General features: G+C 70.6%; 23 protein-coding genes and 2 pseudogenes. 13 read left to right on the top strand and 12 right to left on the bottom strand.

Annotation, left to right across the window (positions count from 1 at the left end):
* The first annotated feature begins 165 nt into the window (after positions 1-165).
* Positions 166-822, top strand: a complete 657-nt coding sequence (locus tag ACXRVZ_RS13745; protein ID WP_457420105.1) for a PEP-CTERM sorting domain-containing protein — start codon at positions 166-168, stop codon at positions 820-822.
* 1 nt (position 823) lies between these two features.
* On the opposite strand, the gene ACXRVZ_RS13740 is transcribed toward ACXRVZ_RS13745, so the two are convergent.
* The gene (locus ACXRVZ_RS13740; RefSeq protein ID WP_457420103.1) at positions 824-1,204 is read right to left on the bottom strand and encodes a DUF1801 domain-containing protein; all 381 of its coding nucleotides are present in this window, start codon (positions 1,202-1,204) and stop codon (positions 824-826) included.
* Positions 1,204-1,617: a copper chaperone PCu(A)C gene (locus ACXRVZ_RS13735; RefSeq protein WP_457420101.1), complete on the bottom strand. Its 414-nt coding sequence runs from the start codon at positions 1,615-1,617 to the stop codon at positions 1,204-1,206. Before ACXRVZ_RS13735 ends, ACXRVZ_RS13740 begins: the two co-directional genes overlap by 1 nt.
* 98 nt (positions 1,618-1,715) lie before the next feature.
* Between ACXRVZ_RS13735 and ACXRVZ_RS13730 the strand changes: the two genes are divergently transcribed.
* The 3 genes from ACXRVZ_RS13730 to ACXRVZ_RS13720 are packed head-to-tail and all read left to right on the top strand — an operon-like array spanning position 1,716 to position 4,464.
* Complete coding sequence (locus tag ACXRVZ_RS13730) at positions 1,716-2,111, top strand: GntR family transcriptional regulator (protein WP_457420099.1); 396 nt, start codon at positions 1,716-1,718, stop codon at positions 2,109-2,111.
* Positions 2,108-2,995, top strand: a complete 888-nt coding sequence (locus ACXRVZ_RS13725) for an ABC transporter ATP-binding protein (protein ID WP_457420097.1) — start codon at positions 2,108-2,110, stop codon at positions 2,993-2,995. The genes ACXRVZ_RS13730 and ACXRVZ_RS13725 overlap by 4 nt, the downstream gene beginning before the upstream one ends.
* A 2-nt stretch (positions 2,996-2,997) precedes the next feature.
* Positions 2,998-4,464 (top strand): hypothetical protein, encoded by a 1,467-nt coding sequence (locus ACXRVZ_RS13720; RefSeq protein WP_457420095.1) that lies wholly within the window; start codon positions 2,998-3,000, stop codon positions 4,462-4,464.
* A gap of 1 nt (position 4,465) precedes the next feature.
* Here the strand turns inward: ACXRVZ_RS13720 and ACXRVZ_RS13715 are convergent, their stop codons facing one another.
* Both ACXRVZ_RS13715 and ACXRVZ_RS13710 read right to left on the bottom strand, forming a co-directional pair.
* Complete coding sequence (locus ACXRVZ_RS13715) at positions 4,466-4,909, bottom strand: SRPBCC family protein (RefSeq protein ID WP_457420093.1); 444 nt, start codon at positions 4,907-4,909, stop codon at positions 4,466-4,468.
* A 75-nt stretch (positions 4,910-4,984) separates the two neighbouring features.
* Entirely contained in the window at positions 4,985-5,461 is a 477-nt protein-coding gene (locus ACXRVZ_RS13710; protein ID WP_457420091.1) for a flavin reductase family protein, read from the bottom strand.
* 57 nt (positions 5,462-5,518) lie between these two features.
* On the opposite strand from ACXRVZ_RS13710, the gene ACXRVZ_RS13705 reads away from it, so the two are divergent.
* Entirely contained in the window at positions 5,519-6,481 is a 963-nt protein-coding gene (locus ACXRVZ_RS13705) for a M48 family metallopeptidase (RefSeq protein WP_457420089.1), read from the top strand.
* A 13-nt stretch (positions 6,482-6,494) separates the two neighbouring features.
* Here ACXRVZ_RS13705 and ACXRVZ_RS13700 read toward each other — a convergent pair whose 3' ends face one another.
* Together ACXRVZ_RS13700 and ACXRVZ_RS13695 are read right to left on the bottom strand one after the other, a co-directional pair.
* Complete coding sequence (locus ACXRVZ_RS13700; RefSeq protein ID WP_457420087.1) at positions 6,495-7,127, bottom strand: Crp/Fnr family transcriptional regulator; 633 nt, start codon at positions 7,125-7,127, stop codon at positions 6,495-6,497.
* A gap of 87 nt (positions 7,128-7,214) precedes the next feature.
* Positions 7,215-7,892, bottom strand: a complete 678-nt coding sequence (locus ACXRVZ_RS13695; protein WP_458232478.1) for a helix-turn-helix transcriptional regulator — start codon at positions 7,890-7,892, stop codon at positions 7,215-7,217.
* A 282-nt stretch (positions 7,893-8,174) separates the two neighbouring features.
* Here ACXRVZ_RS13695 and ACXRVZ_RS13690 point away from each other — a divergent pair, with 282 nt between their 5' ends.
* Both ACXRVZ_RS13690 and ACXRVZ_RS13685 read left to right on the top strand, forming a co-directional pair.
* On the top strand, positions 8,175-8,975 hold the full coding sequence (locus ACXRVZ_RS13690; RefSeq protein WP_457420083.1) for a class II glutamine amidotransferase: 801 nt from the start codon (positions 8,175-8,177) through the stop codon (positions 8,973-8,975).
* Between the two features lie 10 nt (positions 8,976-8,985).
* Entirely contained in the window at positions 8,986-10,218 is a 1,233-nt protein-coding gene (locus ACXRVZ_RS13685; RefSeq protein WP_457420081.1) for a cyanophycinase, read from the top strand.
* Here the strand turns inward: ACXRVZ_RS13685 and ACXRVZ_RS13680 are convergent.
* Positions 10,196-11,371, bottom strand: coding sequence for an acyltransferase family protein (locus ACXRVZ_RS13680; protein WP_457420079.1), 1,176 nt, complete (start codon positions 11,369-11,371; stop codon positions 10,196-10,198). The two genes, ACXRVZ_RS13685 and ACXRVZ_RS13680, sit on opposite strands and share 23 nt — an antisense overlap.
* A 163-nt stretch (positions 11,372-11,534) precedes the next feature.
* On the opposite strand from ACXRVZ_RS13680, the gene ACXRVZ_RS13675 reads away from it, so the two are divergent.
* Entirely contained in the window at positions 11,535-12,665 is a 1,131-nt protein-coding gene (locus ACXRVZ_RS13675) for a Fic family protein (RefSeq protein WP_457420077.1), read from the top strand.
* Here the strand turns inward: ACXRVZ_RS13675 and ACXRVZ_RS13670 are convergent.
* The 3 genes from ACXRVZ_RS13670 to ACXRVZ_RS13660 form a co-directional block, all read right to left on the bottom strand.
* Positions 12,632-13,324 carry a LytR/AlgR family response regulator transcription factor gene (locus ACXRVZ_RS13670; RefSeq protein ID WP_457420075.1) on the bottom strand — a complete coding sequence of 231 codons (693 nt, stop codon included), beginning with the start codon at positions 13,322-13,324 and terminating at the stop codon, positions 12,632-12,634. The two genes, ACXRVZ_RS13675 and ACXRVZ_RS13670, sit on opposite strands and share 34 nt — an antisense overlap.
* The gene (locus ACXRVZ_RS13665; RefSeq protein ID WP_457420073.1) at positions 13,312-14,379 is read right to left on the bottom strand and encodes a sensor histidine kinase; all 1,068 of its coding nucleotides are present in this window, start codon (positions 14,377-14,379) and stop codon (positions 13,312-13,314) included. Before ACXRVZ_RS13665 ends, ACXRVZ_RS13670 begins: the two co-directional genes overlap by 13 nt.
* A gap of 71 nt (positions 14,380-14,450) precedes the next feature.
* Positions 14,451-14,726: a hypothetical protein gene (locus ACXRVZ_RS13660; protein ID WP_457420071.1), complete on the bottom strand. Its 276-nt coding sequence runs from the start codon at positions 14,724-14,726 to the stop codon at positions 14,451-14,453.
* Positions 14,727-14,907: 181 nt separating this feature from the next.
* Between ACXRVZ_RS13660 and ACXRVZ_RS13655 the strand changes: the two genes are divergently transcribed.
* The 3 genes and pseudogenes from ACXRVZ_RS13655 to ACXRVZ_RS13645 all read left to right on the top strand — a co-directional run.
* Entirely contained in the window at positions 14,908-16,056 is a 1,149-nt protein-coding gene (locus ACXRVZ_RS13655) for an MlaE family ABC transporter permease (RefSeq protein ID WP_457420069.1), read from the top strand.
* On the top strand, positions 16,056-16,838 hold the full coding sequence (locus ACXRVZ_RS13650) for an ABC transporter ATP-binding protein (RefSeq protein ID WP_457420068.1): 783 nt from the start codon (positions 16,056-16,058) through the stop codon (positions 16,836-16,838). The genes ACXRVZ_RS13655 and ACXRVZ_RS13650 overlap by 1 nt, the downstream gene beginning before the upstream one ends.
* Positions 16,835-17,239, top strand: a pseudogene (locus ACXRVZ_RS13645) (MlaD family protein); the annotation flags it as partial. The gene ACXRVZ_RS13650 and the pseudogene ACXRVZ_RS13645, both read left to right, overlap by 4 nt.
* On the opposite strand, the pseudogene ACXRVZ_RS13640 reads toward ACXRVZ_RS13645, so the two are convergent.
* Positions 17,177-17,473: pseudogene (locus ACXRVZ_RS13640) on the bottom strand (TOBE domain-containing protein); the annotation flags it as partial. The pseudogenes ACXRVZ_RS13645 and ACXRVZ_RS13640 overlap by 63 nt on opposite strands.
* A gap of 398 nt (positions 17,474-17,871) precedes the next feature.
* Here ACXRVZ_RS13640 and ACXRVZ_RS13635 point away from each other — a divergent pair.
* Both ACXRVZ_RS13635 and ACXRVZ_RS13630 read left to right on the top strand, forming a co-directional pair.
* The gene (locus ACXRVZ_RS13635; protein WP_457420066.1) at positions 17,872-18,498 is read left to right on the top strand and encodes a PqiC family protein; all 627 of its coding nucleotides are present in this window, start codon (positions 17,872-17,874) and stop codon (positions 18,496-18,498) included.
* A gap of 126 nt (positions 18,499-18,624) precedes the next feature.
* Positions 18,625-19,086 (top strand): hypothetical protein, encoded by a 462-nt coding sequence (locus ACXRVZ_RS13630; RefSeq protein WP_457420064.1) that lies wholly within the window; start codon positions 18,625-18,627, stop codon positions 19,084-19,086.
* 42 nt (positions 19,087-19,128) lie between these two features.
* Here the strand turns inward: ACXRVZ_RS13630 and ACXRVZ_RS13625 are convergent, their stop codons facing one another.
* The gene (locus ACXRVZ_RS13625) at positions 19,129-20,520 is read right to left on the bottom strand and encodes an efflux transporter outer membrane subunit (protein ID WP_457420062.1); all 1,392 of its coding nucleotides are present in this window, start codon (positions 20,518-20,520) and stop codon (positions 19,129-19,131) included.

Below are 20,520 nucleotides of genomic sequence, written 5' to 3'. Positions count from 1 at the left end.
TACCGCACCAGCACGGCGCACGCGCCAAAAGGGCCACGCAATCAAGGACTTGACGCGAGCGGCCAGTCGCGGCACGCCTTATGCGTGCGATAGCCGCACCCCCGCGGCTGTTCGCGCGGGCTTTCCACCCCCCAGGCCGCATTGGCGGCCAGCAGGAGAGCCACGATGCCCCGTATTTCCACCTTCACGTCCCTGGCCGCGGGCCTGTGCATAGCCTTCGCGGCCTTCACGGCGTCGGCCACCATCGTCAGCGGCGCTGTCACTGGCGGCAACACTGGCGGCGTCTTCGTGAAGCTGTCTGTGCCGCTGACGACCTCCACGCCGTTCAACACGGTCGGCGCCGACACCTACAACTCGCCCAACCTGTTCGGCTTCGACGAAAGCCAGAACATCGAGCTCACCTCGGCGGCGCTGGACCTGGACATCGGCGCCACCATCGCCATCGGCACGAAGGTGGCCAGCCACTACATCTTCTTCGACCCGGCCAACACCAATCCGACCGCCCACATCATCGGCACGGTGGACTTCGACTCCGACGTGCTGGGCATCATCACCAGCACCGGCCTGCTGCTGCTGAGCGACATCCTGGCCAACACGGGCGTGACCTACCAGAACCCCGGCCTGCGCGGCCTGGAGGCCGGCGACACGGTGGCGATCAGCGGCGTGCGCCAGATCTCGTTCGACACCTTCGCCTCCTCGCCGGGCGACTACGTGCGCGTCATCACCGCCTTCTCGCCCGGTGCCGTGATTCCCGAGCCGGCGTCCATCGCGCTGGTGCTGGCCGCACTGGCCGGCGTGGGCATCGCCCGCCGCCGCCGATGAACTAGCGCTTCGTGGGGTCGCCCAGTTGCGCATTGAGCGCAACGGCGGCCCGCACCAGCGCCAACGCAGTGGCACGCTCGAATGGCGTGCCCCCATCCAGATACAGCGTGCGCAGCTCGAACTTGCCGCCGCCGCGCATGCGGGGCTCCATGTCCAGCAGCCGCTTGCCACGCCAGAAGCCGAAGAGCACGCAGTCAAGCTCCGCCCGGATCAGCAGCACCGGCCCTTGGCTGAAGTAGACGAGATGGCCCCACTTCAGCCTCTCCTCCATACCCGGCGCCCCCTCCCGCACCACCGCGCGCAGCGCCGCCACCTGTGCCTGCCGCCAGCCGTCCAACGCGGCGACGTAAGCGTCCGGGTTGTCGGCCTCGACTCGGTACATCAGCGCGCCTGAGCCTTGACCTCGACCGCCGAGCGCTTGCCGTCATCGCCTTCGACGGTCAGCGTCAGCGGCACCGTCTCGCCGGCCTTGATCGGGCCTTTCAGCCCCATCAGCATGACGTGATAGCTGCCCGGCTTCAGCGCCACGGCGTGGCCGGCCGGCAGCGGCAGCGCGTCCACGGCGCGCATCTTCATGACGCCGTCGTCCATCTTCATCTCGTGGATCTCGACCATCGCCGCCACCGGCGAGCTGGCCGCCACCACCTTGGCCGCTTTGGCCGACGTCAGCTGCATGAAGGCGCCGGTGGCCTTCTGCGGCGCGACGGTGGCGCGCACCCAGGGGTCGTCGACCTTGACCTGAGCCTGGGCAGCAAGGGACATGAGCAGGGCGGAGGCGATCAGCAGGCGGCGCATGGCAGTGGTTTCAACAACGAAGCAGCCATTGTGCGACTCGGGGCTTGACCTGTACTGTCTATGTGTACTATCGTACTAGTACACGTTGGCAGTAACCCATGGATCCCACCCACTTCGTTCACATCAACACCGGCTCGCCCGAGCCCATCTACCGCCAGCTCATCGAGCAGGTGCGGCGGCGCGTGGCGGCCGGACAGCTGAAGGCGGGCGACGAGATCCCGTCGGTGCGCGAGCTGGCCCAGGCGTTGGCCGTGCATCCGATGACGGTCTCCAAGGCCTATTCGCTGCTGGAGAGCGACGGCGTGCTGGAGCGCCGACGTGGTCTGTCCATGGTCGTCGCCGCCCAGCACCAGCGCGCCCAGCCCACGGCGGACCGCGTCGAGCTGCTGCGGCCGACGCTGGAGAAAGCCGCCGCAGAAGCCAGCCAGTTGGAGTTGTCCAAGACACAAGCCCTGCAGTTGTTCAAAACCATCCTCGACGAGCAAGCCCCATGACGAGTCAGCACTTCCCTCACAGCGACACCACCAGCGCCGAACTGGCCGGCGTGAACCTCTCATACGCCGAGGGCAGCGCCGTGCTGCGCAACCTCGACTGGCAGCTGCTGCCCGGCCAGGTCGTCGGCCTGCTGGGCCGCAACGGCGCCGGCAAGACGACACTGCTGGAAACGCTGTTGGGCCTGCGCGACCCGCAGGCCGGCAGCGTCAAGGTCTTCGGCCAGGACGCCACGCAGCTGGACGACACGGTGCGTGCACGCATCGGCTACGTGCCGCAGCAGAACGACTTGTTCGAGGGCTTCACGGCAACGCAGTTGCTGGCCTATTTCAAGAGCTTCTACCCGCGCTGGGACGAGGCGCGCGTGGAGGGGCTGCTGTCGCGCTGGGAGATCCCGCGCGACCGGCCCATCCGCAAGCTCTCGGGCGGCCAGCAACAGCGCCTGTCCATCATCCGTGCGCTGGCCCACGAGCCCGACCTGCTGGTGCTTGACGAGCCCGTCGCCAGCCTGGATCCCGTCGGCCGCCGCGACTTCCTGCGTGAGCTGGTGGACCAGGTGCTGGACCGCGGCACCACCGTCGTGTTCTCCACGCACATCCTGTCCGACCTGGAGCGCGTGGCATTCAACCTCGCCTTTCTGAGCCAGGGCCGCATCGCGCTGCAGGCACCGCTGGACGAGCTGCTGGACCAGGTGCGCGCCTTCACGGGCAGCGTCTCCGAGATGGCCGGCCTGATGGGCCGCCTGGGCGCACAACCGCTCAAGCGCACGCCGCTGGAGGCCGGCCGCGAGCGCGTGCTGGCGCGACTGCCGGCCAACACCGCGCTGCCGGCCGACGTCGCCGCCGACCGCGTCAACCTGGACGACCTGTTCGCCGAACTGACCTGACCATGACCGCAAGCTTCAACCAGATCCTGCTGGCGTTCTGGCGCCAGTCCAACGCGGACAGCAGCCGCTGGGCGCGGGTCGCGTTCTATGGCGTGGTGCTGGCCGGCCTGGGCGTCGCACTGTGGTTCATGCCGGTCATGCAGCTGCGCATCGCCATCGCCTGCACGGTGCTCGTCATGGCGTTGTTCGGGTTGTGGGTGCTGCTGCTCGTGAACCTGCTGCAGCAGAACCACCCCACCATCACCCGCCTCGTTCCCGGCCACCTGCGGCGGCTGCGGCAGGCCACGCTGATCACATGGCTGCTGATCAGCTGCGCGCAGGGTGGGCTGGCGTGGTGGGCGCTGGCGGGGCTCGCGCCGCTGCCGCCCCTGCTGCTGGCAGCCGCCGCGGTCGGGGTCGTCGCCGCCTGGGGGCAGCGCCACTGGCTGTGGGCGATCGCGCTGTACATGGCCCCGTCTTTCGTCATACCGCTGCACCTGCACAAGCGCCTGGCGCCGCAGTGGCATGCCCTGGTCGACCTCTGGCAGCTCCAACCCTGGGGCTGGCTGGCACTGAGCCTCGTCGTGCTGGGCGCGTTGCTGGTGCGGGTCTACGGCGCCGGGGATGCCCGCCATCGGGCCGCCTACGAGAAGCGGCAGCGCATGCTCAAGCTGGCGCGCAGTGGCATGACCGGCAACCGCGCCGGAATCGGCGCTCTGGGCCGCTTCGGCGAGTGGTTCGCCTGGCCGGTCGACACGCTCGTCTCCAAATGGCTCTCGCGACTGCTCGCCCGGGCGCAGCCGGGACAGGCCAGCATAGCCAGTGTCATGGCCCGTGCCGAACTCGTGCTGCACGGCATCCAGCACTGGCTGCGCCACGGGGTGAGTGTGGGCCTGACGCTGCTGTGCGTAGGCCTGGGCTCCGCACTGGCCTTCGGGCTGCTGGGCGTCGCGTCGGGCCCCTTCTTCAGCAGCGCCACGGTCGGCATCGCCTTCGGGCTGGGAATCGCCGGCTTCAATCCGGGCTTCGCACTGCGCAACATGCTCTGGCACACCCGGCGTGAGCAGGCGCTGCTGGTCCTGCTGCCCGGCATGCCCCTGGGCCGCCAGCTGAACCGCGCGGTGGCCTTCGTCCAGCTGCGCCATTTCCTGCTCGCCTGGGGGCTGACGACGCTGCTGCTGGGCGGCCTGGCGCTGCTGACCGGGAATTCGTCGGTGCTGAGCATGTCCATCGCGGCCCTGCCGCTGGGCGTCCTGAATCTGACGCGTGCGCCGGCCACCATGCGCGCCCCCACTCCCTGGACGGTCTCGCGGCCGGTGCTCGGCTTCTTCGTGTTGAACGCGGTGCTGTGGGGGCTGTGCGCCTTCATGAACTCGCTGATCTTGCCGCTGGCGATCGCCAGCCTGCTGCTGAGCGCGGTGCTGCTGGCCCGGCGTTGGCGCACGCTCAGCCAGGCGCCATCGGCCATGCCGGCCGGCCGCCTGAGCTGACCTACTGGTTGATCTCCGGCTCGGCCAGTTGGGCCAGCAACGTCAGCGACTCCTGCCAGCCCATGTAGCAGGCCTGGACCGGAATCATGTCCGGGATGCCCGTCTGCTCGACGCGCATCTCGGTGCCGCAGAACACGGGCTCCAGCGTCACCGTGGTCTGCATTTCGCCGGGCAGGTTGGGATCGTCGAAGGTGGCTGTGTAGCGCAGCTTCTGGCCGGGCACCAGCTCCAGGTAGCGACCGCCGAAGGAATGGCCGTGGCCGGTGGTGAGATTGGTGAAGGACATGCGCCATTCGCCGCCCACCACCGGGTCCATCGCGTGCACGGTGCCGGTGAAACCATGCGGCGGCAGCCACTTGGCCATCGCGGCCGGCGTCGTGAAGACGCGGTAGACGCGGTCGGGCGGGCAGCGCAGCACGCGGTGCAGGGTGATGGTGTTGGTCATGTGTGCTTCCTGGAACGGTGAGAGGACGACCCTCTGCAGTGACGACGATCCACGCGCAGTGGAATCGACAACCCGTCAGATCGGAAGCTCGGTGAAGTACCGACCGCCATGGAAGATCAGCGGCTGCGCGCCGGGCCGCGACGTGCAGCGCTCCACCTCGCCGACGAAGATGACGTGGTCGCCCTCTTCATAACGGCTGCGGTTGGCGCACTCGAAGACGGCGACAGCCCCGTCCAGCACAGGCGCCCCGCCCGCGCCCTCGCGCCACGCCACGCCGGCGAAGCGGTCGATGTCGCGCGTGGCAAAGCGCTGGGCCAGCTCCTTCTGGTCGGCCGCGAGGATGTTGATGGCGTAGTGCGAGCCGTGGGTGAACACCGGCAGCGAGCCGGCACGCCGGGCCAGGCTCCACAGCACCAGCGGCGGGTCCAGCGACACCGAGTTGAAGGAATTGGCGGTCAGGCCCACGAGGTTGCCGTCCGGCGAGCGCACGGTGACGATGGTCACGCCGGTGGCGAAGAGCCCCAGGGCGGCGCGGAATTGCTGGCTGTCCATGGCCTGATTGTCGCCAGTCCTACGAAGGCCGAGGCGGCGTCATCGCACAATGCCGTCATGCAAGCCGACGACTTCCAGGTCCGCGACGACCTGCAGTTCACCCACCCCCTGCCCCGCATGTTCGGCCAGTGCGCCGACTGCGCCACCGGCCGCTGCGCGCCGCCCCGCCAGCGCGGCCGGCGCCTCTTCACCGGCCTGCTCGCAGCCACCGGTGCTTCGGCATTCATGCCGGCCTGGGCACGCGAAGGCGTTGACGTGGGCGCCAAGAGCAAATTCACCGGGTTCGTATCCGCCGCAGAGCTGGAGCAAGCCGGCGGCCAGCAGTACGCGCAGATGATGCAGCAGGCCGCTCAGAAGCGCGCCCTCGCGCCGATGGAGCATCCCCAGGCCCAGCGGCTGCGCTACATCGCCCAGCGCATCATCCCGTTCAGCTACGAATGGAACGACCGTGCGCGGCAGTGGAAGTGGGAGGTCAACCTGATCGGCGATGAACAGCTGAACGCCTTCTGCATACCGGGCGGCAAGATCGCCTTCTATTACGGCATCCTCGAAAAGCTCAAGCTGGAGGACGACGAAGTCGCCGCCATCATGGGACATGAGGTGGCGCATGCGCTGCGCGAGCATGCCCGCGAGCGGGTCGGCAAGTCCACCGCGACCAACGTCGTCGTCGAGCTCGGCTCCGCCCTGCTCGGCCTGGGCAACCTTGGCCGCTACGCCGCTGGCATGGGCGCCCAGTTGCTGAGCCTGAGGTTCAGCCGCGAGGACGAGACCGAGGCCGATCTCGTCGGCATAGAACTGTCAGCCCGCGCCGGCTACGACCCCAGCGCCGCCGTGCGGCTGTGGGAAAAGATGATGGCGGCCAACAAGGGCGCGCCGCCGCAATGGTTGTCCACCCACCCGGCCAGCGGCACGCGCATCCGCGACATCCAGGCCAACCTGCCCAAGGTGGCCGGGCTCTACGCCCGCGCGCCCAGACCGGACCAGCGCTTCCCGGTCGCGCCGCCGCTCAAGCGGGGCTGACCGGGCGTCAACCTCACCAGCGTGCCGGCAGCGTTTTCAAGCGCTGGTATTCACCGGCGGCGACGCGCCTGAGATAGCCGCCCAGCTCCAGATCCTTGACCAGCTTGGACACCATCTCGCGCGAGCAGCCCAGGCGCTGGGCCATGCCCTGGTGGGTCAGCTCCAGGTGGCGGCCGTCGACGGTGAACTCGTCGACGAGGTTGCGCAGCCGGCCATAGACGTCGTTGAGCGCCAACTGCTTGGTCGACAGCGTGGCCGAGCGCGCGCGGCGGATGACCTTGGTCAGCAGCTCGAAGGCGAACTCGGGGTGCTCGCTGATGTGGGTCAGCAGGCTGGCGCGCGTGACCATGACGAGGCGGCTGCCCTGCTCGGTAATGACGCTGGCCGAGCGCGGCCCGCCGTCCAGGCTCATCTCGCCGACGTATTCGCCGGGGCCGTAGACGCCGTAGGTGATCTCGCGGCCGCGCACGTCGCTGCTGAACGCACGCAGCGAGCCGGCCAGGATGAGGTAGAGGTTGTCGCCGACCGAGCCCTCCTCGATCAGCACGACGCCCTTGCGGTAGCTGCGCGCAATGCCGCGCGAGGCGAGCAGACGCAGCGAGCTGGGCAAGGCCAGAAGTTCGTTGTCGATAAGATCGTCAGCCATCCGGGCGGCGCGCCGGGCATATGGCCCGGCCGCGCGCCGGCATGGTAGTTCAACGAATGAAATGAGCCACCAAGGCGGCGGCAACCGTCAATTCATCGCCTTGGGTGGCCGCAGCGACGACACCAGCGGCGGCAGCAGCGCGAGCTGGCGCATCAACTCGCCAATGCTGTCGGCGCCGCTCTTGGCGCGGATGCTCTGGATCTGGCTGCGCACCGTCGAGATGGCCACGCCCTGGCGGGCCGCCACGTCGGTCGGCTTGACGCCGTTGGACAGCGCCTTGAGCACCTCGGTCTCGGCCGGCGTGAGCTGGTAGCGCAGCGCAAACCACTGCGCGGCCAACTCGCCACACAGCGTGCGCCGCTCCAGGATGAGCAGCACGGCGGCCTGGCTGACGTCGCGGTTCAGCGGCACCACGACGACGTTGGCGCGGCCGCATTCGGCGCGCTCGTCGCCCAGGCGCAACAGGCAGCGCCGGCCGCTCGCCTCGGCGCCTTCCAGCGCTTCGGCCAGCGGCACGGCGTCGGTCAACAGCCGCGCACGCAGATGCGGGCCGACGATTTCGAGCGGGTGGTTGTCGTCCAGCGACGCCCGCGCCGCCAGGTTGACGTGCAGCAGTCGCCCGGCGCCATTGAGCAGCACGACGCCGTGATCAAGCTCCTCCAGCACCAGGCCCATCCACTGGCTGGACAGCGAGGCGGCCTGGCGGCGCTCCTCGCGGGGACGACCGGGGACATGGCCCGGCTGAACAAACTCATTCATCCACATGGCAGCTCTCCTCGGCCTGCCCGCTGCAGACCTTCCTCAAAGCGTAGGAGAGCACGTTTAGCGTTTGGCGTAAATGTTGCGAGGTGTGTTTGTGAACGAATTACAGGTCCCCGTCATCTGAGCAGAACGCAATGACAACTAGGGATTGCGCCGCCGCCACGGCCGTTGTGTGCACAACGACACGACGGCATGAGCTCATAACGGAAGCTTCGTTGGCGTTTCTGTCATCCCCCGTCAGACTGGCGGCGTTCTCCCTCCACAAGCCACTGCCCACGACCGCCGATGTGTGAGCTTTTCGCCCTCAACAGCCGCCTGCCCGCCGCCGCCAACTTCTCGTTGCGCGGCTTTGCGGCCCGCGGCGGACGCACGGCAGACCATGTCGACGGCTGGGGCGTGGCCTTCCACACGGGCGAGCGCTGCGAGGTGTTCGTCGAGGACCGGCCGGCCGCCGAGTCCGACCTGGCTTCCCACTACGGCCACCACCCGGTGCCGGCGGGCAACATCATTGCCCACATCCGCAAGGCCACGCAGGGCGCGCGCGCGGTCGAGAACTGCCACCCCTTCCAGCGCCAGTGGGCCGGCCGCACCTGGGTGTTCGCCCACAACGGCGACCTGAAGGACTTCCACCCTCCGCTTTCCGGCGCCTTCACGCCGGCCGGCCAGACCGACAGCGAGCGCGCCTTCTGCTGGCTGATGCAGCGCCTGCAGCAGCACTTTGGCGACCGCCTGCCCGACTGGCCGGAGCTGGCCGCCACGCTGACACCCTGGCTGCACGAGATCGCCGAGCACGGCCGCTTCAACCTGCTGCTGACCGACGGCCGAGCCCTGCTGGCGCACGCTTCCACCAAGCTGCACTGGCTGCGCCGCCAGCCGCCCTTCGCCCATGTGCGGCTGCGCGACGGCGACCTCAGCGTTGACCTCGCCACACTGAACGGCCCGCTGGACCGCATGACGCTGGTGGCCACCGAGCCGCTGACGCACGACGAGGCCTGGGCCGCCTTCGCGCCGGGCGAGGTGCGCGTGTTCGAGCAGGGCGATTGCATCTACGTCAGCGAAGGCGTCGCCGTTCAAGCTGCCGCTTAGCATCAAGGGCATGAACGCCCTTCTGTTGCGCCTGACCGCTGCTGCGGTCTTCCTTCTCCACGCGGCCGCCCATGCCGGCACCGCCATCGTCATCGGTGGCGCGACCAAGAGCGACAACGACGCCGTCTGGCAGCGGGTCGTCGACGAAGCCGGTGGCGCCGGCGCGTACATCGCCGTGTTCGCAACGGCGGCCGCCAACCCGGAGCGCAGCGCCGGCCTCATCGTGGCGGCGCTGAACCGCCGTGGCGCGAACGCCGAGGCCATCCCGATCGCGCCACGGCTGAAGGACATCGACCTGCAGGCCCAGCTCAACGACCCGGCGCTCATTGCCAAGGTCGCGGCGTCCAAGGCGGTGTTCTTCTCCGGCGGCGCCCAGGAGTTCATCGTCGACACGCTGCAGCCCGGCGGCGAGCCCACGGCCATGCTGCGGGCCATCCGCCAGGTCTACGACGGCGGTGGCGTCGTCGCGGGCACCAGTGCGGGCGCGGCCATCATGAGCCGCATGATGTTCCGCGACGCGCCGGACAACATGCAGGTGCTCAAGGGCCAGTGGCGCGCCGGCAAGGAGTTCGACCGCGGCCTGGATTTCGTCGACGCGGGCCTGTTCGTCGACCAGCATTTCCTGAAGCGGGGCCGCATCGGCCGCATGCTGCCGGCGATGCGCGCGCTGGGCTACACGCTGGGCCTGGGCGTGGAGGAGAACACGGCGGCCATCGTCAAGGGCAGTGAGGTCGAGATCGTCGGCGCACGCGGCGCGCTGCTGGTGGACCTGAGCGAAGCCACGTCGGACGCCAAGCTGCCTGCCTTCAACCTGCGCGGCGCCCAGCTCAGCTACCTGGACCGGGGCGACCGGCACGACCTGAAGACCGGCGTCACGACGCCCGCCGCGCACAAGCTGCGCGAGCCCAAGATCGACCCGGCGGCCAGCGACTACAAGCCGCCGTTCCGGCACGACCACTACTTCCTCGACATCCTGGCCGACAACAGCATCGTCTTGGCCATGGCCCAGCTGCTGGACGGCCCGGCACCCGAGGTGCGCGGCCTGGCCTACCGCGTGAAAGCCCGCCCGGGCGACCTGTCACCCGACCTCGGCTTCGAGTTCCGTCTCTACAAGGGGCCGGGCCTGGTGGGCTGGTTCAGCGGCGCGCTGGGCGGCGAGGACTACACGGTGCTGAAAGCGCGACTGGACGTGACGCCGGTGCGCATGGCGACGCCGCTGTTCACGCCGGTGCTGGCGAACTGATCTGCACGCTGGCGCTGCCGGCGCGGCGCTGGATGCCCAGCAGCAACGACAGCCCCGGCACGCGGCGCGCGCCCAGGTAGGCCAGCGCGCAGACCGCCAACGTCAGCACGATCAGCAGCGCGGCCTCCAGGCCCCAGGGCAGGCCCAGAGGCTTAAGCGCCTGGGTCAGCAGCACGATGACGCTCTGGTGCAGGATGTAAAGGCAGAAGACGGCCGCGCCGGCCTGGCGCAGCAGGGGTGACTCGCGCGTGAAGGCGCGCTGCGCCCAGCCGCAGGCGGCGACGATGGCCCACCAGGTGATGGAGCCACGCAGCGTGCGGGCGGCGGCCATGACCGCGTCGGGCGGCGCCGCGTTGGCGTAGTGGCTGTTGAAGGCCAGCAGCAGCGCCCAGCTCGCCAGCGACAGGCCCAGTGCCACCCAGCGCAGCCGCAGTGCCGCCGGCCACAGGCCTTCCGCGAGTGGGGTGCGGCTGGCCCAGCCGATGGCGAAGACGAGGCCGTATTGCAGGTGGTTGTAGAGGTCGTGCACGAGGTTGTGCGTGGTCGGGTGGTGCGGCATGACGAAGACGCGCAGCAGCGCCAGCGGCACGGCGGGCAGCAGCAGCCAGGCCCAGGTGGGCAAGGCCAGCGCGCGCGGCTTCAGGCGCAGTGCGGCCAGCCCGGCGCCGAGCACCGCGTAGAGCCACAGATAGGGCAGGAACCACAGGTGGTTCCAGGTCGGCACGACCATGCAGTCGTCGCCCCGGCAGTACTTGCCGCCGTGCAGGTAAGACCACCAGAAGTCGAGATAGCCGCCGTCACCCGGCAATTGCGCGGGCACCTTGGTCAGCACCTCGAAATAGGCCTGCGGCGTGACGATGACAGCCATGCCGAAGAGCAGCGGCAGCAGCAGGCGCAGCGAGCGGTCTTTCAGCGTGCCGAGCAGGCCGCGCTTGGCAAACAGGCCCTGGCACGCGGCGCCGGCGATGAGGAACAGCAGGCTCAGCCGCCAGGGCGAGCTGAGCTGCATGAAGGGTTCGAGCGCACTGCTCGCGGCAGGGCTCTTCACATGCCAGTCCCAGGTTACGTAGTACATGCCGACGTGATACGGGATCAGCAGCGCGAAGGCGGCGACGCGCAGGCCGTCGAGGAAGGGCAGGCGGTGGGAGTGCATGGCTGCCAGCTTCGCGGCGGGCGCGTTTGGGGGCGAGCGCGGCGGGGCGAGTGGCGGGCGGATGGGGGCGAGCTGCCGTGGCGCGTTGCGGTGAAATCCATGTGATTCACCGCATGGAGCGCGGCGAATAAGCGCATGCGGTGAATCCAGGCACAATCACCGCATGTTCAGCGGCGAATACATCTGGCAATTGCCCGACTGGCCGGCTTGGCGCTATGACCTGGCCGCCCTCGCCACGCCGTTGGCGGCCGTGAGCCAGGCGCAAGGCCTGCTGCTCGGCCGGCTCGCCGATGTGGGCCTGGGGCCGCGCGACGAGGCCAGCCTGGCCGCGCTGACGGACGACGTGATCAAGACCAGCGCCATCGAAGGCGAGGCACTGCAGCCCGCCTCGGTGCGCTCGTCGCTCGCGCGCCGGCTGGGCGTGGACATCGGCGCGCTGGCGCCGGTGGATCGGCATGTGGAGGGCGTCGTCGACATGGTGCTGGACGCCACGGGCAACGCCAATGCGCCGCTCACTGAAGAGCGCCTGTTCGGCTGGCACGCGGCGCTGTTCCCGACCGGCCATTCGGGCCTGACGCCGATCACGACCGGCGGCTGGCGCGATGACACGCTGGGGCCGATGCAAGTCGTGTCCGGCCCGCTCGGCCGCCAGCGTGTGCATTTCGAGGCGCCACCGGCGGCGCGCTTGCCGGGCGACATCGCGCGCTTCCTCGCCTGGGTGAACGCGCCCTCGCTGTCTGAGCCGGCGCTGTTGCGCGCGGGCCTGGGCCACCTGTGGTTCGTCACGCTGCACCCCTTCGACGACGGCAACGGCCGGCTCGCGCGTGCCGTGGGCGACCTGCTGCTGGCCCGCGCCGACGGCAGCCCGCAACGCTTCTACAGCCTGTCGGCGCAAATCCAGCGCGAGCGCTCGGCCTACTACGACATGCTGGAGCGGACGCAGAAGCAGAGCGGCCTCGATGCGACCGCCTGGCTCTCATGGTTCCTGCAGACGCTGCAGGCGGCACTGGGTCAGGCACACCAGACGCTGGACGTGGTGCTGCACAAGGCGCGCTTCTGGCAGCAGCAGCCTGCTGTGGCGCTGAACGAGCGGCAGGTGAAGGTGCTGAACCGGCTGCTCGACGGTTTCGATGGCAAGCTGACGAGCAGCAAGTGGGCGGCCATCGCCAGGTGCTCGGCCGACACCGCGCTGCGCGACCTGAACGACCTGGTGGCGCGCGGCTTGCTGCAACGCTCGGGCGCCGGCGGGCGCAGCACGAGTTATGAGCTGATGAGGTCCAGCGCCGTCCGGTAGCCGCGCGACACGCGCAGCGTCTCGCCGCAGCTCAAGCTCAGCACGGCCTCGCCGCTGCCCAGCCGCTCGATGCGCAGCACATGGGCCGGGTTGACGGCATGGCTGCGGTGCACGCGCAGGAAACGCGCCGCCCAGCCGGGGCGGGTCAGCGCCTCGGCCAGCGTGGCGCGCTCCAGCAAGCTGCGCGGCGGCAGGTGCAGCTCGATGTAGTTGTCGGCGGCGGCGATCCATTGCACGTCGGCGAGCAAGACGCGCTCGCCGCCCACCCACCACTCGCCCACCTGCGCCGCCGGCCGCGCGAGCAGCTCGCGGACGCGGGCCAGTGCGGCGGCGAGGCGCTCGGCCGTGTAGGGCTTGAGCAGATAGTCCAGCGCCGCCAGCTCGAAGGCCTGCAGCGCATGCTCGGCGTGGGCGGTGGAGAAGATGACGCAGCGCACACCGGCCGCGCGCAAGGCGGTAGCGAGCTGCACGCCGTTGCCGCCGGGCATCTCGATGTCGAGCAGGGCCAGGTCGGGCGGCGCGGCGAGCGTCTGCACGAGAGCCAAGGCCGTCGGTGCGTCGGGTGCCTCCAGCAGCTCGGCCACGTCGGGCTCGGCAGCCAGCAGGCGGCGCAGCTTCGTTCGCGCGGCGGGCTCGTCGTCGACGATCAGGACGCGCATGGCAGGTCCAGTTGCAGGCTCATGCCGCTGCCGTCGGGGCCGAAGTCCACGCGCGCCCTGCCGCCGTAACGCGCCTCCAGCCGCTCGCGCAGATTGCGCAGGCCCAGGCCGCCATCGGGGTCGGGCGGCGACTCCGGCACGGGTGTGTCGCCATGGTTGCTCACGCGCAGGTGCAACCTCTCGCCCTCGCGCGCGGCCGCCACGACGACGGTGACGCGGCCACGGTGCCGGGCCACGTCATGCTTGACCGCGTTCTCCACCGGCGCCAGCAGCAGCAGCGCCGGCAGCCGGCAATCCAGCGCGGCGTCGTCGGCCTCGATCTGCACGACCAGCCGCTCGGGCCCGAAGCGCGCCTGCATCAGTGCCAGGAAGGGCTGCACCAGCGCCAGCTCCTCGCGCACCGTGTGCTCCACACGCTGCTGGGCAGCAAGCGTCTGACGCAGCAGGTCGGCGAGCTGGCACAGCAGACGGTCGGCGCGCGGCACGTCCTCGTACATGACCGAGCTGATGAGGTTTAGCGTGTTGAACAGGAAGTGCGGCTGCACCTGGTCGGCCAGCCGCGCCAGGCGCACTTCGGCCAGCTCGCGGCGGGCGCGGTCCAGCTCCTGCTCGCGCGCACTGGCGGCGCGGGCCATCCAGACGCCGCGTGAGATCAGGCAGAAGCTGATGTAGCTGACTGCGTCCTTGCCGCCCTCAAAGACCAGCAGCGTCGCCAGGCCATCGGGCCGGTAGTCGACACCGACAAGGCCGTAGACGAGCAGGCGCAGGCCGAACATGCCGGCGATGTGCAGGCCGCTGAAGACCGGCAGCGCCAGCGCATGCGCGGCCAGCTGCTGCGGCCAGGGCCGGCCACGCAAGCTGCCGACAAGGGCGTGCACGCCCAGCGCCAGCGCGCCGATGACCACGACGGAGCTGAACTCCCACAGGAAGGGCTCCCAGGGCCGCCGGCCACCCGAGAGCCGGTAGGCCTCCAGCGCGGACGCGCTGAGCAGCAGGCCGATGACGGTCAGCAGCGCGAGATAGGGCAGGCGCCAACGTGGCGGCAGGATGGGCATGGCGCGAGGTTAGCCGCCGTGGGGCCTCCTGCACGGCAGTTTGCCCCGCCTCGGGCGCCGTTCGCCCCAGCTCAGCGGCCAGCGCGCGGCTTGCGGTCGCCCGCGCCACGTTCACCGCCGCTGACGAGGTCGCCGCGCCGTTTGGCGTCCAGCCCTGGCGTCGCGCGCAGGTCGGTGTCGACCTGGCCCTGTTTCAGGTCCTTGGCCGCGCGCTCGATGCCGGGGTCGGGATCGGGGTGGGTGGCATCGGTCTGCTGATCGCGCTCGTGCGGCAGCGACGGGCCTTTGGGCTCCACGGCGCCGCGTTGCGTGGTTTCGGCGGGGCGGGGTGTGGTGTTGGCTGTCATGGCGTGCCTCACGCGTGGGTCAGGCATGAACTTTGGGCGTCGCGCCGAGCGGGCGCGGTCGTCGCAGCCGCCGTTGGCCTGTCGGCGCAGGCCGACAAGCCAATGGCGGCGCGGCGTCCTACAACGGGCGCCGTTGCCGTCCTTGCCATGGATGCGCTGTGGCGACAGAGCATGTGCCCTGATGGCCCAAACCCTTGCCGCCCCCCCGATGCCGACCGGCGATGCCGATAACAGCGGCCGCCGCGAAGCCGTGGGCAACGCGCGCTGGGAGGGTGAAGGGCAGCAATGGCGCCTGGTGCTGTCCGGTGACTGGGCCGGCGAGTCCGAACTGTCCAAGCCGCCGCCTGAACTGCGGGTGGAAGAAGGCACGCAGCTCAGCTTCGACAGCTCGGCGCTGTCGCACTGGCCACCGGCCTTTGCGGCCGCGCTGTGGCAAGCACTTGCGCCGCTGGCGCGCGGTGGCGTGGCGCTGGACCTGGCCGGCCTGCCGCGTGCCCTGCAGCCGCTGCTGGCCTTGAGCCTGCCCCAGCCCGAGAAGGCAGCGAAGAAGCCGGCCGCAGTCGACGAGGCGGAGCCCGAACCCGAGTGGCGCAAGACGCTGGTGTTCGTCGGCGAAATGCTGGCGGCGGTAGGTCGCCTGCTGCGCGGGCGCAGCGCCATGCGCATGAGCGACTGGTTATGGCAGATCGAGCAGACGGGCCCGCGCAGCCTGCCCATCGTGCTGCTGGTGAGCACGCTGGTCGGGTTGATCGTGGCCTATATGGGCGCGGAGCAGCTGCAGCGCTTTGGCGCGCAGAGCTTCATCGCCAACCTGGTGACCATCGGCGTGGTGCGCGAGATCGCGGCGCTGGTGGTCGGCATCGTGCTGGCGGGGCGGGTGGGCGCGGCGTTTGCGGCGCAGATCGGCAGCATGCGCGCCGGCGAGGAGATCGACGCGCTGACGACGCTGGGCGTGGACCCGGTGGAGCACCTGGTGCTGCCGCGCATGCTGGCCCTGCTCGTCACCGGCCCGCTGCTGACGCTGTGCGCCGGCGTGGCCGGCCTGGCGGTGGGCGGCGCCGTGGCGGTGTTTCTGTATGACGTGCCGGCCATGGCCTATCTGACGACGACGCGCGAGGCACTGGCCGGCTGGGACCTGTTCGTGGGCCTGCTCAAGGGCAGCGTCTATGCGGTGCTCGTCGCACTGGCCGGCTGCCGGCAGGGCCTGAACGCAGGCCGCAGCGCCCAGGCCGTGGGCGAGGCGACGACGGCGGCGGTCGTGCAGGCCATCGTCTGGATGGTGGTGGCGGCCTCGCTGCTGACCGTCATCTTTCAACGCCTGGGCGTGTGATGGCCGACGACAAGAACGAGGTGCTGATGCGCGTGGAAGACCTGAGCCTGCATGCCGGCGGCCGCGAGCTGCAGCAGGGCCTGAACTTCGAGGTGCGGGCCGGCGAGGTGCTGGCCATCGTCGGCGCCAGCGGCTGCGGCAAGAGCACGCTGCTGCGCCACATGATCGGCCTGCAGACGCCGCAGAAGGGCCGCGTGACCTGGGTGGCCGGTGGCCAGGAACGCGACGTGCATGGCGACGACCCGCCGCGCCGCGAGATCGGCGTCGCCTTCCAGGCCGGCGCGCTGTGGAGCAGCATGACCGTGGGCGAGAACCTCACCTTGCCGCTGGAGCTCTACACGGAACTGGATGCCGCGCAACGTGAGCAGCAGGCGCGCTTCAAGCTGGCACTGGCCGGCCTGCCCGACGCCGCCACCTTCGACGCTGAACCGTCGGCGCTCTCGGGCGGCATGCGCAAGCGCGCGGCCATCGCCCGGGCGCTGATGCTGGACCCGCCGCTGCTCTGCCTGGACGAGCCCTCGGCCGGGCTGGACCCGCTGACGTCGGCGCGGCTAGACGATCTCATCAAGCGGCTGAAGGGCGACCTCGGCACGGCCATCGTGCTGGTCACGCATGAGCTGGACAGCCTGTTCGCGGTGGCCGACCGCGTGCTGTTTCTCGACGTGGAAGCGCATACCGCGACGGCACTCGGCCCGCCCGCCGAGCTGCGCGACCACGGGCCCGCGCCGGTGCGCGAGTTCCTGACGCGTGGCGCGGCCGATACCGAACGGGAGGCCGCATGAGCCGCAGACGCGCCAGCCCGCTGGCCATCGGCGCCTTCGTCATCGGCGGCCTGGCCGTGCTGGTGCTGGCCCTGGTCGTGCTGCCCGGCCAGCATTGGTTCAAGCGGCCGGAGCGCGTCGTCATGTACTTCTCGGGCTCGGTATTCGGGCTGCAGAAGGGCGCGCCGGTCGTCTTTCGCGGTGTGCGCGTCGGCGACGTGACCGACATCACCGTGCACTACGACAGCCAGACCGACCGCTTCGCCATTCCCGTCATCGCCGAGCTGAACGCCGACGCCGTGCGCGGCCTGGACGGGCGCATGGGCAACGAGGACATCGCCCACGCGCTGCCGACGCTGATCAAGCGCGGCCTGACCGCGCAGCTCGGCACGCAGAGCCTGCTGACCGGCCAGCTCTACGTGGACCTGGACTTCCGCACCAAGACGCCCGGCGTGCTGCACGGTGGCTACCAGGGCGACGCGACCGAGATCCCGACCAGCGCGACCGCCTTCCAGGCGCTGAAGGACCAGCTCGAAAGCGTGGACCTGCGCAAGATCCTGGACGACCTGAGCCAGATCGCCAACTCCGCGCGCACGCTGATCGCAGCGCCCGAGCTGAAGCAGGGCATGAAGGACTTTGCCGCCACCGCCGGCCATGCCCGCAAGCTGGCCGCCCAGCTTGAAAAGCGCGCCGCCCCGCTGACGCGCGGCGCCGAGCGCGCCATGGCCAGCGTGGACCGCGCGGGCGACAAGGTCTCCAGCGCCGCCGACAAGCTCGGTACCGGCGCCGACAAGGCCAGCGCACTGCTGGACCCGAACGGCCCGCTCGTGCCCGACCTGCAGAAGACGCTGGCCGAGCTGCAGCGCGCCAGCAGCCAGCTGCGCCAGGCCGCCGACGGCGACGGCCCGCTGCTGCAACAGACCGAGCGCACGATGCGCGACCTGTCGCAGGCGGCGCGCGCGCTGCGCCAGCTGGCCGCGTCGCTGGAAGCGCAGCCCGAGGCGCTGCTGCGCGGCCGCAAACCCGATCCGGCGCCTGCCGGGGAGCCCGCACGATGAAGCCGAACGACATGTCCCTGCAGCGTCGCGACGTGATGCTCATGCTGGCCGCCACGGCCCTGACCGGATGCGCCACGCGCGACACGCCACCGCGCCGCCTGTACGCGCTGACCGGCACGCCGCCGCTGCCCGCCGACGCCAAGCCCGGCAAGGACGGCCGTGCCTGGGTGCTGAGCCCGCAGATCGCCTTGCCCGAGCTGCTGGACCGCGACGAGATCCTCGTCGCCGAAGGCAGTGCCGGGCTGCGCCCCTGGCCCGAGGCACGCTGGGCCGAGCCGCTGCGCGAGGCGCTGCCGCGCGTGCTGGCCGAGGACTTGTGGCGGCTGCGCCAGCCCTACCCGGTGGCGCTGGGCGCGGGCGCACCGGCCAGCGACGGCGCCGAGTCGCTGCGCCTGATCGTGCAGGTGGACGAGTGGCTGGCGCGTGCCGACGGCGCGGGCCTGAAGCTGACGCTGCGCGCCCGCTGGCGCTGGGCACCGCTGCATGCGCCGGCCGGCACCACGTTGCCAGCAGCGGGCAGCACCGTGCTGGACGTGGCCTGCACCCACCAGGCCGACGCGCTGGCCGACGCCCACCGCCGCAGCGTCATGGCACTGGCGGCGCGCATCGTGTCGGCCAGCTGATGGCGGGTTGACCATAGGCCGGGACAACGAGTTTCACGCCAACAATCGCGCCCCGCAGGGGCGGCATGCCTCTTGACGAACGACGCCCGGGCCGCCCACGGGCCGACGACAAGGGAGAGAAAAGCGATGTGGCAGAACCTGAAGTCCTGGCTGTTGATACTGCTGTTGCTGGCGGCCGGACCCGTGCTCGTGCTGGGCAGCGTGAAGGACGCGCGCGATTTCAAGCTTCTGCAGGCTGAAGGCCGCGAGACGCTGGCCGCCGTGGAGAGCGTGGAGTGGCGCAAGAAGAGCGGCTCGGAGCGCGGCTTCAAGGGCCATGTGGTGTTCAAGGCCGAGGACGGCACCGAGGTGCGCGGCGAGGTCTCGCTGCCCAAGGCGCTGGGCCAGGCGCTCAAGGACGGCCAGGGCGCGCCCATCGTCAAGCTGCGCTATCTGCCCAGCGACCCGAAGGTGATGCGCATGGCGGACGCGACCGACGACTCGCAGCTGATGCTGTGGGTGGGCGTCGTGCTGTTCGTCGTTGGTGCCTTTCTGCTGTGGCGCAAGCTGCGCGCACGCAAGGCGCCGGTGGTGGCCTCGGCCGCCTGAGGCAGTGGAATAGGAGCCGCCGGGAGGCGGCTCCGCCAGCGGTCAGGGTTGTGCCGTCAGCCTGGCCGCAAAGGCCTTGTGCACCGCCAGCAGCGCGGTGGCGCGGCCGGTCTGCACCTGGATGAGCGCGTCCTGCGCGGCCAGGCGCTCCTGCTCGGCGTTGAGCAGCGAGTAGAAGTCGGCCACGCCGGCTTCGTAGCGCTTCAAGGCCAGGTCGCGCGCGCGCAGCGTAGCCTCGGCGGCGGCGGCTTGCGACACGGCCTGCAGTTCGGTCTCGCGCAGCGTCGACAGGCTGCCCTGGGCGTCCTGCAGCGCCACCAACTGGGCCTGCTCGGCGCCGGCCACGGCAGCGTCGAAGCCGGCGCGGGCGGCGCGTTCCTCGGCGGCGCGGGCGCCGAAGTCGAGGAAGTTCCAGTTCAACGCGGCGGCGACACTGCCCACGCGGGTGGCGCTCTTGAACAGGTCTTCCGCGCGGCCGGTGCTCCAGCCGATGGAACCACTCAGGCCGATGCTGGGCCAGCGCGCGGCCCAGGCGACCTGGGCGCGTGACGCGGCGGCCTGCGCGCGCAGCGCGGCAGCCTTCACGTCGGGTCGTGCAGCAAGCAGCCCTGCCGTGTCGGGCAGCGTGCCGAGGCTGATGAGGCGGGGCTCTGGCATGGCGGGCAACGGGTCGCTGTCGGCTTTCTCGCAGTCGGCCGGCGGCTGGCCGAGCAGCACGCCCAGTTGCAGGCGCACGAGGCAGGCGGCGTTGCGCAGCGCCGGGACGCTGGCCGACGTCTGCGCCACCAGCGCCTCGGCGCGGGCCTGGTCCAGCGCCGTGTTGCGGCCGGCGCCGACGCGGGCCTTCACGAGGTCCAGCAGCTGGTTCTGCACCGTCACCGTTTCCTTGGCGAGCTTGAGCCGGTGGCCCAAGCCGATCAGCTGGGTCTGCAGGTTCAGCGCGGTGCCGGCCAGGCTGAGCTGGGCGGCGTCACGGTCGAGCGCAGCGCTCTGCGCGTCATAACCGGCTGCCTGAGCGGTGGCGGCGGCGCGGCCCCACAGGTCGATCTCCCAGCCGGCATTCGCGTTGACGCCGTAGCTGTTGAAGGTGCTGTACTGGCCCTGGTCGTTGGCGGCGCGCTGGCGGCTGGCGCTGGCGCCGACGCCGGCCGAAGGCAGGCGGCGCGCGCCGGCGGCGTCGGCCAGCGCCTCGGCTTGCTTGAGCCGCGCGGCGGCGGCGCGCAGGTCGCGGTTGTGGGCCAGCACGCCGTCGACGACGCGCTGGAGCTCAGCGCTGTCGACGAAGGCCGCAGTCATCTGCGCGGCGCCGCTGGCGGAGGGTGGCAGCTGGGTGAACTGCACGGGCGGCAGGTCGGCCGGGCCTTGGAACGTGCCCGGAGCAGCGCAGCCGGCAAGCATGGCGGCCGCAGCAAGGAGGGTGAGGCGGGCTTTCAT

Source organism: Roseateles sp. P5_E8 (assembly GCF_054177665.1).
The sequence above is the reverse complement of the archived record's forward strand: the minus strand, read 5'-3'. Positions and strand labels throughout refer to the sequence as shown.

What these genes read in the sequence shown, in the direction of transcription:
- ACXRVZ_RS13725 (WP_457420097.1), top strand. Translation starts at nt 2,108, where the DNA reads ATGACGAGTCAGCACTTCCCTCACAGCGACACCACCAGCGCCGAACTG.
- ACXRVZ_RS13655 (WP_457420069.1), top strand. Translation starts at nt 14,908, where the DNA reads ATGGCCCAAACCCTTGCCGCCCCCCCGATGCCGACCGGCGATGCCGAT.
- ACXRVZ_RS13630 (WP_457420064.1), top strand. Translation starts at nt 18,625, where the DNA reads ATGTGGCAGAACCTGAAGTCCTGGCTGTTGATACTGCTGTTGCTGGCG.
- ACXRVZ_RS13715 (WP_457420093.1), bottom strand. Translation starts at nt 4,909, where the DNA reads ATGACCAACACCATCACCCTGCACCGCGTGCTGCGCTGCCCGCCCGAC.
- ACXRVZ_RS13685 (WP_457420081.1), top strand. Translation starts at nt 8,986, where the DNA reads ATGAACGCCCTTCTGTTGCGCCTGACCGCTGCTGCGGTCTTCCTTCTC.
- ACXRVZ_RS13665 (WP_457420073.1), bottom strand. Translation starts at nt 14,379, where the DNA reads ATGCCCATCCTGCCGCCACGTTGGCGCCTGCCCTATCTCGCGCTGCTG.
- ACXRVZ_RS13705 (WP_457420089.1), top strand. Translation starts at nt 5,519, where the DNA reads ATGCAAGCCGACGACTTCCAGGTCCGCGACGACCTGCAGTTCACCCAC.
- ACXRVZ_RS13635 (WP_457420066.1), top strand. Translation starts at nt 17,872, where the DNA reads ATGAAGCCGAACGACATGTCCCTGCAGCGTCGCGACGTGATGCTCATG.
- ACXRVZ_RS13720 (WP_457420095.1), top strand. Translation starts at nt 2,998, where the DNA reads ATGACCGCAAGCTTCAACCAGATCCTGCTGGCGTTCTGGCGCCAGTCC.
- ACXRVZ_RS13700 (WP_457420087.1), bottom strand. Translation starts at nt 7,127, where the DNA reads ATGGCTGACGATCTTATCGACAACGAACTTCTGGCCTTGCCCAGCTCG.
- ACXRVZ_RS13625 (WP_457420062.1), bottom strand. Translation starts at nt 20,520, where the DNA reads ATGAAAGCCCGCCTCACCCTCCTTGCTGCGGCCGCCATGCTTGCCGGC.
- ACXRVZ_RS13730 (WP_457420099.1), top strand. Translation starts at nt 1,716, where the DNA reads ATGGATCCCACCCACTTCGTTCACATCAACACCGGCTCGCCCGAGCCC.
- ACXRVZ_RS13660 (WP_457420071.1), bottom strand. Translation starts at nt 14,726, where the DNA reads ATGACAGCCAACACCACACCCCGCCCCGCCGAAACCACGCAACGCGGC.
- ACXRVZ_RS13740 (WP_457420103.1), bottom strand. Translation starts at nt 1,204, where the DNA reads ATGTACCGAGTCGAGGCCGACAACCCGGACGCTTACGTCGCCGCGTTG.
- ACXRVZ_RS13745 (WP_457420105.1), top strand. Translation starts at nt 166, where the DNA reads ATGCCCCGTATTTCCACCTTCACGTCCCTGGCCGCGGGCCTGTGCATA.
- ACXRVZ_RS13670 (WP_457420075.1), bottom strand. Translation starts at nt 13,324, where the DNA reads ATGCGCGTCCTGATCGTCGACGACGAGCCCGCCGCGCGAACGAAGCTG.
- ACXRVZ_RS13675 (WP_457420077.1), top strand. Translation starts at nt 11,535, where the DNA reads ATGTTCAGCGGCGAATACATCTGGCAATTGCCCGACTGGCCGGCTTGG.
- ACXRVZ_RS13680 (WP_457420079.1), bottom strand. Translation starts at nt 11,371, where the DNA reads ATGCACTCCCACCGCCTGCCCTTCCTCGACGGCCTGCGCGTCGCCGCC.
- ACXRVZ_RS13695 (WP_458232478.1), bottom strand. Translation starts at nt 7,892, where the DNA reads ATGTGGATGAATGAGTTTGTTCAGCCGGGCCATGTCCCCGGTCGTCCC.
- ACXRVZ_RS13710 (WP_457420091.1), bottom strand. Translation starts at nt 5,461, where the DNA reads ATGGACAGCCAGCAATTCCGCGCCGCCCTGGGGCTCTTCGCCACCGGC.
- ACXRVZ_RS13735 (WP_457420101.1), bottom strand. Translation starts at nt 1,617, where the DNA reads ATGCGCCGCCTGCTGATCGCCTCCGCCCTGCTCATGTCCCTTGCTGCC.
- ACXRVZ_RS13690 (WP_457420083.1), top strand. Translation starts at nt 8,175, where the DNA reads ATGTGTGAGCTTTTCGCCCTCAACAGCCGCCTGCCCGCCGCCGCCAAC.
- ACXRVZ_RS13650 (WP_457420068.1), top strand. Translation starts at nt 16,056, where the DNA reads ATGGCCGACGACAAGAACGAGGTGCTGATGCGCGTGGAAGACCTGAGC.